12 protein-coding genes and 3 pseudogenes are annotated in these 13,312 nt (G+C 67.7%); 3 read left to right on the forward strand and 12 right to left on the reverse strand.

The window, feature by feature from the left end; genetic code table 11:
* The coding region (locus MZTS_RS17485) for a recombinase family protein (RefSeq protein WP_425492757.1) at window positions 1-605 on the forward strand (605 nt) is incomplete at its 5' end.
* 214 nt (window positions 606-819) lie between these two features.
* On the opposite strand, the gene MZTS_RS17490 is transcribed toward MZTS_RS17485, so the two are convergent.
* The 11 genes and pseudogenes from MZTS_RS17490 to MZTS_RS17540 form a co-directional block, all read right to left on the reverse strand.
* Complete coding sequence (locus tag MZTS_RS17490; protein WP_210329344.1) at window positions 820-1,299, reverse strand: MFS transporter; 480 nt, start codon at window positions 1,297-1,299, stop codon at window positions 820-822.
* A 61-nt stretch (window positions 1,300-1,360) separates the two neighbouring features.
* Window positions 1,361-1,624, reverse strand: a complete 264-nt coding sequence (locus MZTS_RS17495) for a hypothetical protein (protein ID WP_009867443.1) — start codon at window positions 1,622-1,624, stop codon at window positions 1,361-1,363.
* A gap of 47 nt (window positions 1,625-1,671) precedes the next feature.
* Window positions 1,672-2,106 (reverse strand): DUF411 domain-containing protein, encoded by a 435-nt coding sequence (locus MZTS_RS17500; RefSeq protein WP_009867442.1) that lies wholly within the window; start codon window positions 2,104-2,106, stop codon window positions 1,672-1,674.
* A 25-nt stretch (window positions 2,107-2,131) separates the two neighbouring features.
* A complete protein-coding gene (locus MZTS_RS17505; protein ID WP_009867441.1) occupies window positions 2,132-2,509 on the reverse strand; it encodes a copper-binding protein in 378 nt (125 codons plus the stop codon).
* 1,063 nt (window positions 2,510-3,572) lie between these two features.
* Window positions 3,573-4,640, reverse strand: coding sequence for an NAD(P)/FAD-dependent oxidoreductase (locus MZTS_RS17510; RefSeq protein ID WP_343068787.1), 1,068 nt, complete (start codon window positions 4,638-4,640; stop codon window positions 3,573-3,575).
* Window positions 4,641-7,835 (reverse strand): efflux RND transporter permease subunit, encoded by a 3,195-nt coding sequence (locus MZTS_RS17515; protein WP_192284803.1) that lies wholly within the window; start codon window positions 7,833-7,835, stop codon window positions 4,641-4,643.
* A complete protein-coding gene (locus MZTS_RS17520; protein WP_192284804.1) occupies window positions 7,832-9,340 on the reverse strand; it encodes an efflux RND transporter periplasmic adaptor subunit in 1,509 nt (502 codons plus the stop codon). Before MZTS_RS17520 ends, MZTS_RS17515 begins: the two co-directional genes overlap by 4 nt.
* Complete coding sequence (locus MZTS_RS17525; RefSeq protein ID WP_343068788.1) at window positions 9,340-9,831, reverse strand: FixH family protein; 492 nt, start codon at window positions 9,829-9,831, stop codon at window positions 9,340-9,342. Before MZTS_RS17525 ends, MZTS_RS17520 begins: the two co-directional genes overlap by 1 nt.
* Before the next feature lie 74 nt (window positions 9,832-9,905).
* Complete coding sequence (locus MZTS_RS17530) at window positions 9,906-10,271, reverse strand: FixH family protein (protein WP_246482155.1); 366 nt, start codon at window positions 10,269-10,271, stop codon at window positions 9,906-9,908.
* Between the two features lie 104 nt (window positions 10,272-10,375).
* Window positions 10,376-10,738, reverse strand: coding sequence for a hypothetical protein (locus MZTS_RS17535; RefSeq protein ID WP_192284810.1), 363 nt, complete (start codon window positions 10,736-10,738; stop codon window positions 10,376-10,378).
* 523 nt (window positions 10,739-11,261) lie between these two features.
* Window positions 11,262-11,459: pseudogene (locus MZTS_RS17540) on the reverse strand (integrase core domain-containing protein); the annotation flags it as partial.
* Here MZTS_RS17540 and MZTS_RS17545 point away from each other — a divergent pair.
* Entirely contained in the window at window positions 11,406-12,158 is a 753-nt protein-coding gene (locus MZTS_RS17545; RefSeq protein ID WP_192284807.1) for an AAA family ATPase, read from the forward strand. The pseudogene MZTS_RS17540 and the gene MZTS_RS17545 sit on opposite strands and share 54 nt — an antisense overlap.
* An 8-nt stretch (window positions 12,159-12,166) precedes the next feature.
* Window positions 12,167-12,753: pseudogene (locus MZTS_RS17550) on the forward strand (recombinase family protein).
* Window positions 12,754-12,758: 5 nt separating this feature from the next.
* On the opposite strand, the pseudogene MZTS_RS17555 reads toward MZTS_RS17550, so the two are convergent.
* Window positions 12,759-13,226 (reverse strand): annotated as a pseudogene (locus tag MZTS_RS17555) (IS5 family transposase); the annotation flags it as partial.
* Window positions 13,227-13,312: the final 86 nt, after the last annotated feature.

Here is a 13,312-nt window from a genome sequence, read left to right on the forward strand (position 1 = left end):
GTCCACAGAACGACCGGTTGAGAGACGGCGTCCCCATGGCAGATGTTCTCGGTTATGCCCGCGTCAGCACCGGCGACCAGGACGTTGCCGGCCAAGCCAGACGGCTGGAGCAGGCTGGCGCCATCCGGGTGTTCACCGACGTTCGGTCTGGCAAATCGATGGACCGCCCCGGTCTGATCGAACTCCTGGCCTATGCACGCCGCGGCGACACGCTGGCGGTGGTGCGACTCGACCGGCTCGGCCGCTCTCTCGCGGAACTCATCTCCGTGGTCGAGCAACTGAAGGGCCGCGGTGTGGCTCTCCTCAGCCTGGAAGAGAAGCTCGACACGTCCTCGGCCGCCGGGGAACTCATCTTCCACGTGTTCGGGGCCATTGCGCAATTCGAGCGTCGGCTCATCGCCGAGCGCACTAAGGACGGGATCGCAGCAGCCCGCGCCAGGGGAAAGGTTCCTGGCCGCCAGCCTGTGGACGCCGACAGGGTGCAGGCCGCGCTGAAGCTGGTCCAAGCCGGCCTTTCGCCAACGAAGGCCGCCAGCCAACTTGGTCTTGGACGATCGACCGTCTACCGGGAAGTCGCCGCCGCAGGGCTGGCACGCCTGACCTGAAGATGGCCGTTCTTGCTCCGTTCGGCCTTAGCGTTGCTCAGCGTACATCCGTCGCGCTGTCCTCGAACAGGCGGGAGGAGCCCGAGGAGAAGTGGTAGGGCGACGACAACGTCGATCGCGGCGAGACCGGCGCAGGCTTCCCGCCAGCCGAGGTGCCCGCTCAGGTACGCGGTGACCGGCCAGGACAAGGTTGAGGCGAACCCGCCGAACAGGGTCACCGTGGTGATCGTCGGCCGAGCCGCACTCCCGAAATACCGGCCGAGCGTCGCAAAGGCGGCATCGTAGAGCCCGGCCCCATCCCGAGCCCGAGCATCACCCACGCTGCGACGTAGATGGCGAGGTTGGGCGCGGAGGCGAGTACGAGCAGTCCGAGGGCGAGCACGACGACCGATACCGCCAGGACTGGGCGCCCGCCGTAACAGTCGATGAGCTTGCCGACTTGCGGGGAGATGGCACCCGCCACGAGGAGCCCCACCGTCTGCCCACCGACCACCCACGGCAGCGGCCAGCCAGTGTCGGCGCTGATCGGCGCCGCCAGCACGGCCAGGAGGTAGTAGGAGGACCCCCAGGCCAGGATCTGGGTGATCCCGACGACGCTCGTGATGATCCGGCGATGGTTGCCCGGACCGGACTTCACGGAACGCTGCGGGAAGCTTAGCCGCGATCGGAGCTCGCCCGCCGATGGCCCGGTCATCACCGCGGGAAGTCCGGACTACGCGCAGCCCTCGCGGTCAGCGGGTCAGCGCGTCTCCGGCTCAGCCGCGCTTGTCCGGGTTCTGCTGGCCGGACCCGCCCTGGTTCTGCCGGTCCATCATGGTCTGCATCATCTTGTTGCAGTTCCCCATCATCTTCGACATCTCCTGCATCATCGGCATCATGCCATCACCCTGCATCATGCCGCCCATCGTCCCTTTATCCGAGGGTGCGGGGTTCGTGGCGGGTTCGGCCGAGGCAGCGGCGATGCCGGCAAACAGAGCAATGCCGAGAGCAGCGGGTGCGAACTTCGAGATCTTGGACATGAGGTTCTCCTGTTGTCCGTGCGTTTCGACGTAATCCTGCCTTCGCGCTACTCGCGCGCAAAGACCTTCGGGGCGCCGTCGCCGATCTCATAGACCGTGAACGGCTCCGTCTTCTCTCCGTTCATGCCAGGCGAACCCGCCGGCATGCCCGGCAGCGATATGCCCCTGATGGCGGGCCGCTCGGCCAGCAGCCGCTTGACCGCGGCGACCGGCACGTGTCCCTCGACGACGTAGCCGTCGATGAGCAGCGTATGGCAGCCCTGGAGCGGCTCGGGCACGCCGTGCTCGCGTTTGAGTTCCGCAAGCGCGGGAGTCTGTTCGACGGTGACCGCAATCCCGCTGCGCTGGAGTACCTTGGCGTAGGCATCGCAGCACAGGCACTCCGGGTTCTTGTAGAGAATGGCAGTCTGGGCGCCTTGCGCCGCGGCCACGGATGGCGTGGACACCGCAAGAAGAACGCCGAGGAGCGTACGGCGGTGCATCAGGCTGGCCTCCGGTCTGTTTGCGCTACTGCGCCGGGGCGATCGACTGAACAGTGTAGGAGCCTTTGCTGCCGCTCAGCGTGAACTTGACCTTCTCGCCCGGCTTGACCTTCGAGAGATCGACCGATTGGGCCGCCGGGAATTCCATGTGCATGGCCGGCCAGTTGATCGCCGGGATCGGCTCGTGGTCGAAGGTCACCTTGTGCTGGCTCGCGTTCACGGCCGCGACGGTGCCAGTGGCACTGGCCGTCTGCTGCTTTGCGCCCTCCGCGCCAGCCTTGCCGCTCATGCCTGGCATGTCGTCCATCGGCGCGGCCTGCGCCTGAACGCCTCCCGCGAGCAGCAGCGCGGCGACGATCGCAGCGAGCGCACCCTTTCGATTCGACCGACCAAGCTCGGACATCGGTGTTCCTTCTTTCTGGTCCGGCTGGCCGGAACGCATTGGGCGCCGCCGTGCCGAGAGCCTGGACGCTCCTTGGAGGTGAGAGCACGCGCGTTGAGGCCCCTTCCCATCAAACTTCGGGCCCGGCGCGAGAAAGGTTACAAGCCGCCGTCGGCTGCAACAGCATGCAAACCCTAGCGGCGGCACCGACGTCGCCTTACGGCTTCCCGGCTCGGCCGGACCGGGAAATATGTTCGGAGCGGGCGGGTGCCCCTTCGACTGAGCCGGTCATCAGGACGCCATCGGTCGGTTCCGATGTCCGGGACAGGCTCCGGTTCGCGCCCGGGAGAAAACGGCCCGGGACGTTGTCCATCCAACCCGCGGAGGCGTAGCTCGCCGCAGTCGAAGTGATGAAAACTCCGAGGAGCAGGGCAGAAAATCTGGGTTTCATGGCAAGGTCTTTCTTGAATGTGCTGGGCGCTTGGTGCGTCGAGTATAAATTCGGGGTGGCCTGGCAAACGGTTACAGTGAGAATGCTTTTCGGAGAGAGCGGCAGGGCGGCTAAGCAGATCGGATGGGGCTGACGCTGGTGGCCGACGCGGAGGGCCTCTCGACGGGAGCATGCATGGGCGGCGGGGCGTGCGCGGGAACCGGCGTTCGCCCCGCGCCGATGTCCTCAACCGCTTTTCCGCGGGGGCTGCCGGTCCCCCCGGACCCGGTGATCCGGGGCCGAGTAGCAGCCACAGACCGCCCAGGAAGCCGACCACGTGGCGCCGACCCCGACCGCCCCAACCGGAGGCGCGGTTCCAGGACCACGATGGTCATGGCCGTGGCCATGCGCACCAGCCCGAACCCGCCGCGACGGCCGCGAGCCAAGGGCACGAGGCCGAGAATGGTACCGAGCCCGATCAGGAGGACCAGCGCATGGGTAGCAAGGCCGGCCACCTGGAAAGCGTTCGGCATGCGAGAACAAGCTCCGGGGTCGAGAGCGAGCGCTGACCAAATGGTCCGCCGCGGCGGGGTCGCGGACGCCGAGGGATTTCGCGTCCGGCCGGTCGCATCGCAACGTCGCCGGTGCTGGGGCTCAGTGCCTTCTTGCGTCGGGCCGCGAACAGCAGGTGCACAGGTCCTGGGGTGAAAACGAGAGGGTGTCGTCCGGAGCTCCCCTCGGCGACGGCACCCCGCGCAGGCGGTTGTGGATCGCCGTCGCGGCGATGGCGGCCTGGCCCATCGCGACGCTGATCTGGTCGAGGCTGCGCACCACGTCGCCGGCGGCGAACAGGCCGTCGGTCGAACTGCGCTGGTGCTCATCCGTGACCACGCAGCCCTTGTCATCCAGACGGGTGCCCAGACCGCGCACAAGGTCGGACCGGGCGTCGCTGCCCAGTGCCGCGTAGAGCACGTCGAACGACCGACACGCCCCGCCGAGCATGTCGAGCGCACGGACCTGATCCCCCTCGACGACCACGCGCCTGACCGGCTCCTCGACGATCGCGATCTCGGCCTGTGCCGCTTGCCGACCCTCCTCCTCCGTCAGCACCAGGGACCGACCCAGCGACAGCAGGGTGATGTCGGCGGTGTAGGTCCGCAGAAACAGCGCCTCGTGCAGCCCGCTGCTGCCGTGCCCGATCACCGCGACCCGCTTGCCCAACGCCTCGTAGCCGTCGCAGATCCCGCAATGGCGCACCAGCCCGCGCCGGATCACGTCCGGCACGTCGGGCAGGTCCGGCTCGCGGTCGACAACCCCGGTCGCCAGCAGGATGGTCCGGGCCGGGATCGGCTCCCCGTCCAGCGTGGCCAGGAAGACGCCATCCGGCCGGCGCTCCAGGCGCGTGACGGACCCCGGGACGATATGGGCACCGTACTTGCGCGCCTGCTCCGTCATCCGGCTCAGAAGCGCCTTGCCGTGAATGCCCTCAGGAAAGCCCGCGTGATTATGCGAGGTCGGGATCAGGGCGGCGCGGCTTGCCCCGGCATCGACCACCTGAAAGCGCCGGCGGAACCGGGCCAGATAGATCGCGGCCGTCAGGCCTGCCGGTCCCCCGCCGATGACGAGGCAATCCAAGACGTTTTCCGGCATGGTTCCGGCTTTCTCTCGTCGTGTGTGATGAAGGCTTTTCCCGCTGGACGGGGCGGCGACGCCGCCCCACACTCACTCGGCGGGATTGACCAGGCGCGGCTGCACGCGAACCAGAGCCTTGCCGGGCTTCGGAGCGCCGGAACTCGGAGGGCTTCGGTGCGGAAGCCCGCGCGCCTTGACCAGGCCGTAGATGGCCGGGATCACCACGAGCGTCAGCACGGTCGAGGAGACCATGCCGCCGATCATCGGCACCGCGATGCGCTGCATCACCTCGGAGCCCGCGCCGGTGCTCCACAGGATCGGGACCAGGCCGGCCATGATGGCGACCACGGTCATCATCTTCGGCCGCACGCGCTCGACCGCCCCGACCATGATCGCCCGGTACAGGTCCGCCCGCGTCGCCTCCCGGCCCGCGGAGGCGACCTCAGCCCGCTGCTCGTCCCAGGCGTGATCGAGATAGATCAGCATGATCACCCCGGTCTCGGCGGCGACGCCGGCCAGCGCGATGAAGCCGACCGCCACGGCGACCGACATGTTGAAGCCCATCCACCACATCAGCCAGACCCCGCCGACCAGCGAGAACGGCAGCGAGAGCATGACGATGAACGTCTCGGTGAGCCGGCGGAAGTTCAGGTAGAGCAGCAGGAAGATGATCAGCAGGGTGACCGGCACCACGATCTTCAGCCGCGCCTCGGCCCGCTCCAGGTACTCGAACTGCCCGCTCCATTGGATGCTCATGCCCTGCGGCAGCTGGACCTCCTTGTCGACCGCCGCACGCGCCTCGGCCACGTAGCCACCGAGATCGCGGCCGGTCAGGTCGACGAAGATGTAGACCGCGAGCTGGCCGTTCTCGGTCCGGATCGAGGTCGGGCCGCGGGTGAGCTGCACTTTGGCCACCTCGCCGAGCGGCACGGTTCCACCGCCTGGCAGCGGCACTTGCACCTCCCGTGCGATAGATTGCGGATCCGAGCGGAAGGCGCGCGGGTAGCGGACGTTGACGGTGTAGCGCTCGCGACCCTCGACCGTGTTGGTCACGGCCTGCCCGCCAAGCGCCGTGGCGATGACGTCCTGCACGTCCCCGACCATCAGGCCGTAGCGCCCGAGCGCCTCGCGGTTCGGCGTGATGTCGAGGAAGTAGCCGCCGATAACCCGCTCCGCGTAGGCGCTCGATGTGCCCGGAACCGCCCGGACCACCGCCTCGACCTGGCGGGCAATCTTCTCCATCTCGGTGAGGTCCGTACCGTACACCTTGATGCCGACGGGTGTGCGGATGCCGGTCGAGAGCATGTCGATGCGAGCGCGGATCGGCTGCGTCCAGGCATTCGAGACGCCGGGAAACTGTAGGGCCTTGTCCATCTCGGCCTTGAGGCTCGCGAGCGTCATGCCGGGACGCCATTCAGTCTGCGGCTTCAACCGAATGATCGTCTCGAACATCTCCATCGGCGCCGGGTCGGTCGCGGTACTTGCGCGTCCGGCCTTGCCGTAGACCGACGCGACCTCCGGGAAGGACTTGATGATCCGGTCCTGAGTGGCGAGGAGCTCGCCGGCCTGGGTCACCGAGATGCCCGGCAGGGTCGTGGGCATGTACATCAGCGTGCCCTCGTTGAGGTCCGGCATAAACTCCGATCCAAGCTGGCGTGCCGGCCAGATCGTCAAGCCGAGCACCACCACGGCCAACACGATGGTCAGGACCTTCGCCCGCAGCACGCCCTCGATCACCGGGCGATAGACCCAGATCAGGAGGCGGTTGAGCGGATTGCGATGCTCGGGGACGATGCGTCCGCGCACGAACAGCGCCATCAAGGCGGGCACCAGCGTCACCGACAGCAGTGCCGCGGCTGCCATGGAGAAGGTCTTGGTGAAGGCGAGCGGCCCGAACAGCCGGCCCTCCTGGTTCTCCAGCGTGAAGATCGGCAGGAACGAGACCGTGATCACGAGCAAGCTGAAGAACAGCGACGGGCCGACCTCCGCTGCGGCCTCCACCAGGATCTCGACCCTGGGCTTACCCGGCGGCGCCCGCTCCAGGTGCTTGTGCGCATTCTCGATCATCACGATGGCGGCGTCGATCATGGCGCCGACCGCGATGGCGATGCCGCCGAGCGACATGATGTTGGCGCCAATGCCGAGCAGCCGCATGGCGCCGAGCGCCATCAGGATCCCGACCGGTAGCATCAGGATGGCCACCAGCGCGCTGCGCAGGTGCAGCAGGAACACCACGCAGACGAGCGCCACGATGACGCTCTCCTCGACCAGGGTGTGCTTCAAGGTATCGATGGCCGCGTCGATGAGCTGCGAGCGGTCGTAGACCGGCACGATCTCGGTGCCCGAAGGCAGGCTCTTGGCGACCTCCGCGAGCTTCGCCTTCACACCCTCGATGACGTTGAGGGCATTCGCGCCGAAGCGCTGGAGGACGATGCCGCCCGCGACCTCGCCCTCGCCGTTCATCTCGGTGATGCCGCGCCGCTCGTCAGGCCCGAGTTCGACCCGGGCGACGTCGCGGATCCGCAAGGGGGTGCCGGCGTCGGTCTTCAGGACGATGTTCTCGATGTCGGCGACGCTCTTCAGGTAGCCGCGGCCACGCACCATGAACTCGAACTCGGAGAGCTCGACGGTGCGGCCGCCGACGTCGGCGTTGCTCGACCGGATCGCCTCCCGCAGCTTGTCGAGCGAGATGCCCTGCGCGCGCAGCCGGTTCGGGTCGACGATGACGTTGTACTGCTTGACGAAGCCGCCGACGCTCGCGATCTCGGACACACCCTCGGCGCGCGAGGCCCCGAAGCGCACGACCCAGTCCTGCAGCGAGCGCAATTCGGCGAGTGTCCGCTGCTTGGCCACGATGGCGTACTGGTAGACCCAGCCGACGCCGGTCGCGTCGGGTCCAAGCGTCGGCGTCACGCCGGACGGCAACTTGCTTCCCGCCGCGTTGAGGTATTCGAGCACGCGCGAGCGGGCCCAGTAGGGGTCGGTGCCGTCCTCGAAGATGACGTAGACGAACGAGACGCCGAAGAACGAGAAACCGCGCACCACCTTCGACTTCGGCACCGTCAGCATCGCGGTGGTCAGCGGATAGGTGACTTGGTCCTCCACCACCTGTGGTGCCTGACCCGGATACTCGGTGTAGACGATGGTCTGCACGTCCGAGAGATCGGGGATGGCGTCGAGCGGCAGGGTACGGACCGCGTAGAGGCCGGCCGCCACCGCAAACACGGTGCCAATCAGGACCAGGACGAGGTTGCGGGCCGACCAGCCGATGAGGCGGGCGATCATCGCGGCTTCTCCTCGCCCTGTGCCTGCGGAGCCGGCGGCGTTGGGGTCGCCATGCTCTGCAGGGCCGCCTTCAGATTGCTCTCGGCATCGATCAGGAAGTTGGCCGCGGTCACGACCTGCTCGCCCGCCTTCACGCCCTCGCGGATCTCGGTGTAGCCCTCGCCGCGGGCGCCAACCTTGACCTCACGCGGCTCGAAGCGGCCCTCGCCCTTGTCGATGAGCACGACCTGACGCGCGCCCGTGTCGATGATCGCGTCGTTCGGGACTGCGACGACGGGCTTCGTCGCGCCGGTCCCGATCTCGACGTCGGCGTACATGTCGGCCAGCAGCACGCCATCCGGGTTCGGTAGCTCGATCCGCACGCGCGTGGTGCGGGTCTGCGTATTCACCTGCGGGTAGATCAGCGCGACCTTGCCGGTGAACGTGCGTCCGGGCAGCGAGCGCACGTGCACGGCGACGGGCTGGCCGACCTTGACGCTGCCGAGGTCGTATTCGGGCACATCGGCCAAGACCCACATCACCGAGATGTCGCCGATCCGAAACAGGGTTTCTCCGGCCGCGGCCTTCATGCCCTCGATGGCTGTGCGTTGCAGGATCACCCCGTCGCGGGGGGATGACCAGGTGATGGCCATCGGCACCTTCCGGGTGCGTTCCATCTCGGCGATGACTTCGGCCGGGACGTTCAGGTTCTGCAGTCGTCGACGCGAGCCGTCGAAACCGGGGTTGGCGATGAGCTGGGCGGCGGCCGCGTTGATCTCGGGGGAGTAGACGTCCACGAGGGGTTGGCCCTTGTGGACCTGATCTCCGGTGGTGACGTTCTCGACGTGGTCTACGTAAGCGTCCGAGCGGGTGGCCACGATGGTGACGCGCCGCTCGTCCAACGTGACGGTGCCGGGCACCCGAACGGGTCGGCTGATGACGCGGCGCTCGACCGGCTCCGAGCGGACGCCGGTGCGCTGGACCTTGCCGGGCGAGATCTTGACGGTGTTGCCGTCCTCGGCCTCGCCCTCGTAGACGGGGATGTAGTCCATCCCCATCGAATCCTTCTTGGGCACCGGCGAGGTGTCCGGCAGGCCCATCGGATTGCGGTAGTAGAGAAGCTTCTTGTCCCCTGCCTGGGCCATGCCGGTCTGGCTGCCGCCGGCCGGCTCCGCCGGCTTGGGCTCGAAGTCCACATCCTCGCCGACGCGCACGGGCCGGTAGTCGCGGCCGTCGGGCGTTTTGGCCGGAGCCAGCGCGTAGAGCGCCTTGTCGGGATCGCGGTAGTAGAGGACGGGTGCGTCCGGTGCCGGACCCGCCTCGTCCCTGACGAGGAGCGTGGAGACCGGGGCCGGCAGCCAGGCCGGCAGGGACCAGCGGGCCTCGCCGGCCGCCAGGCCAAGCACGAGTGCGCCCACGAGCGCGGCTGGCACGGCCACGAGCCCGATGAACCAGGAGATGAGGCTTCGTCGGGTATCCCGGCGCCCGTGTGCCTCGCCGATCTCGAACCGTGTCATCTGGTCCATCACCGTACCGCCTTGAGCGCGAGCTTGGTCTGGACGGTGCCGATCTGGCCTTGCACCTTGGCGGCCAGCGAGAGCTGCCAGTCGCCCGCCATCGTGAGATCGGTCTTGAACCGATAGAGGCCGGGCTCGGTCGCGGGCTGCGGCTCCAGCTCCGTCGTCATGGTCGGCATACCCGCGGGCGCCATGTCGAGGCGGTGTGCGAACACAACCGCATCGGCGACCGATTTGCCCGTCGATTTGTTCACGAGGCGCACCGTCAGGACCGCCTCGCCCTGCTTCACTCGGGCCTCGGTCAGCTCGAAGGCATAGTCCTTGAGCGCGACCGGCGTGCCGGCGCTGGCGGGGGCAGCCCCCGAGGCCGGCAGCCAGCCGACGAGCGCGGCGGGCACGTGCGCGGTAATCGAGGTTGGGACCGCCCAGGTCCCACGCCCCAAGCCGTAACCGAGGCCGACGGCAGCCAGGAGCATCGTGGCAAACAGAGCGATGCCCACGATCCATCTTGCTCGACCGCCGCCGGGGGCGGTCTCGAACTCCTCGAAGTCGCGAAAGGGCGTGTTCTGATGCATCATGGCACTGCCTGCAGGACGAGCCTGCCTTGGACCGGGTCTGGAAGTCCGGGGATCTTGGCCGCGAGCGTGAGCGCCCAGCCGCCCTCCATCGAGAGGTCGGTTTCGAAACGGTAATAGCCAGGCAGCGCGTCGGCCTGGAGCTCCAACGGAGCGGTCATCGCGTTCATGCCGTCAGGCGACATGTCGATGCGGCTGATGAACAAGACCGCATCCGGAACCACTTTTCCGGTCCGCTCGTCGACGAGCCGGACCAGGATGGTTGTGCCGTAACCCTGCTTCACCTCGCGCTCGACGAGCTCGAAGGCGTAACGGCCCGAAGAGGCGCGGCTGAAGGGAGACGCGAGGGTCACGCCGGCGCCCATGAGAAGCAGCACCAGCGCGAGAGCACGCCACAATGGAAGGTGCCGGGGCACGAGAGTGGCCGCGGCGCGCGCTGCGGCCAGTGGAGGCATACGAGGTGAGGCGCTCAAAACTCAGGGCCACCCGCAGTGCCGCCGAGGTTCTGCTGAGCCGGCAGGCGCTCCGGGAACTGTGCGTTTCCGCGGGTGCTGCTGCGGAAGTCTCGTCCCTGCACGTCACGCAGGCCGCGCGTGCGGTTCAGGCTGCGTGCGAGGCTTCCCGTCGTCTCCGGATCCCGCAAGGCGGCCGTGGGATATGAGGGGTGGAGGCGCGGGCCGGTCCGCGTCTGCCAACTGGGCGCGGCCGAAGCCGTGCCGACGAAGGCCAGTGTTGCGAGAGCAATACCAACAAAAGGCTTCATGATCTTGTCCACCGTCCTGTGAGGGAGCGCCCTTGCCTCAGCGCCATTGCTCATGAGTTCGGAGGTCAAAATCTTTTCGTTACATTCGGATGTGCCGGATGCCCGGCGCCTTCCCGACAGCGCCGGGATCGAACAACGGCACGCCGATGCGTGGCCTTCTCGTATCGTCGTTCGAACTCGGCTCAGAATTGCTTCTCCTCACATCTCGCCAAGCCGACATAGAGCCGGACGATCAACGGCGACCGTGCCGCCATCGGAATGGCCGGCCTGGGGTGAGTTTGTGAGGGCTTGTTGCCGACGCTTACTTGACCCAGTCCAAACTGGAGTGGGCCCCTGACGGTGGGCACGATCAGGCGGCGGTTTTGACCGTCTGCCGGGCGTGTTGCTCCTCGAACTGCACGGGGCTCAGATAGCCCAGCGCGGAGTGCAGGCGGCGAGTGTTATACAACCCCTCAGCACAAGACCCATAGTCCCGACGCTGGCGACGACGGTGTCGTCGTCTACGGGTGGCATCCGTGTGTCCGTCGTCAGATGATTTGAGACGGTTCGGGACGCTCAGGAACAGAGGCTCTGGTCCATCTGGGTGGAGAGGTTAGGCGGCCTGCGCGTGATGGCGCAAGCGGCGATCGGCGAGGGTCTGACGCTTGATCCGTGCGCGCTCGCGCAAGATGTCCTCGCCGCGGCCGAAGTAGACGTCGGCAGGGGTGAGGTTGTCGAGGCTCTCGTGAGCCCGGAGATGGTTGTAGTGCTCGACGAAGGCGGTCACACGCGCCTCCAGTTCGCCGGGCATGGCCCGGCTGGCGTCGGGAAGACGCTGTCGGCCCGGCGTCATGCCCGATGGGATGCCGCCGAGCCCCTGTTGGCGGATTGGGGTCGGCCGGCGGATCGCCCCACCATCTACGCGGCGCTCGCTCGCGCCCGGACGGCCTTTTACACGCCCGCCGTCGGCGTGACCCTGCGCGAGCTGAAGCAGGACCTGCCCCGTCTGCTGGCCCGGACCGACCGGCTCATCGATGAGCACCCGCAGGGCGAGGATGCGCTGATCGCGCGCCGCCGCGTCGAACTGATGATCGTCGACGAGGCCGAGCGCCTGTCGATGCCGACGCTGGAGTATCTGCGCGATCTGTACGACCGGGAGGGCATCGGGGTCATCCTGATCGGCATGCCCGGGATCGAGCTACGGTTGTCGCGCTATCCGCAGCTGTTCAGCCGCGTCGGCTTCGCCCACGCCTATCGACCGTTGCGCAGCGAGGAGCTGACCTTCGTCCTGACCCGGCGTTGGCGTCAGCTCGGGCTCGACCTGGACGAAGCGGACTTCACCGACGCCCAGGCGGCCGCCGCCATCGTGCGGATCACGGGCGGCAACTTCCGCCTCGTGCACCGGCTGTTCGTGCAGATCGCCCGGATCATGCGCATCAACGAGCTGAACGCGGTCACCGAGGACGTGGTCGAGGCTGCCCGATCCGTCCTCGTCATCGGTGCCACATAGCGCTGATAATCAGTGCCAAACAGCGATCAAGGTCACAGTCCACCATCGACCAGAACCTCGACCTGCAGCGCGACGCGCTGACCAAGGCCGGGTGTGAGCGCCTGTTCGAGGAGAAGAAGTCCGGCAAGGCCGGAACCAAGCGGCCGGAGTTCGAGGCGGCACTTGCCTACCTGCGTCCCGAGGATGTCCTCGTAGTGTGGAAGCTCGATCGCCTCGGCCGCTCGCTCGTCGAGATGATGCGCACCATCGACGGCCTGCGGGTGAAGGACGTGCACTTCCGCTCGCTCACCGAGCAGTTCGACAGCGCCACCGCCCACGGCCGCTTCGCCCTGCAGATGCACGGGGCGATGGCCGAGTACTTCCTCGACCTCAACCGTGAGCGCACCATGGAGGGATTGAAGGCGGCGCTGGCCCGCGGCCCAAGGGCGGCCGGCCGAAGAAGCTCTCCGAGGCGGACATCGAGGCTGGCCGGGCGATGCTGGCGGCCGGCACGATCAGCGTGGCCGACATCGCCAAGCGCCTCGGGGTCAACCGGGACACCTTCTACACCTACTTTCCCCGCGCTCGCGCCAACAGCCGAGCGCGCCAGCCTTAGAGTGCCTAACAGAACCGTTTGATCTGGTTGAGGGTGATGAGGCTTGCAGCGAGGCTAGTGAAGGCCTCGTAGATGTCGGCGCGTCGCTCGTAACGGATAGGCAAGCGACGGAAGCGGTTGAACCAAGCGTGGGTCCGCTCCACCACCCAGCGGTGGCGCCCGAGCCTCGCACTGCTCTCGACGCCTCTGCGGGCGATGCGCGGCACGATCCCGCGGGCCCGGCATTCCTGGCGGCGCGCCCTGGCATCGTAGGCCTTGTCGGCGTGCAGCTTGTCGGGCCGCCGACGCGGCCGTCCGCGCCGACCGTTGCGCAGCGGCGGGATGGCATCGAGGGTCTGGGCCATCATCACGCTGTCGTGCCGGTTGGCCCCGCTCAGGCAGAGGCCGAGCGGGGTGCCGCGCGCATCCGTGACGAGGTGGCGCTTCGTGCCCGGCTTGCCCCGATCCGTCGGGTTCGGGCCGGTGTCAGGCCCCCTTTATGGATGGCCCGCCCCTCACCGGGCTGCCCTGCTAGCCTTGCAGGGTCGCTAAGTTGAAGGGATGGAGCGGGACGATGAGG

This window comes from Methylorubrum zatmanii (assembly GCF_014845115.1).
Classification (GTDB): domain Bacteria; phylum Pseudomonadota; class Alphaproteobacteria; order Rhizobiales; family Beijerinckiaceae; genus Methylobacterium; species Methylobacterium zatmanii.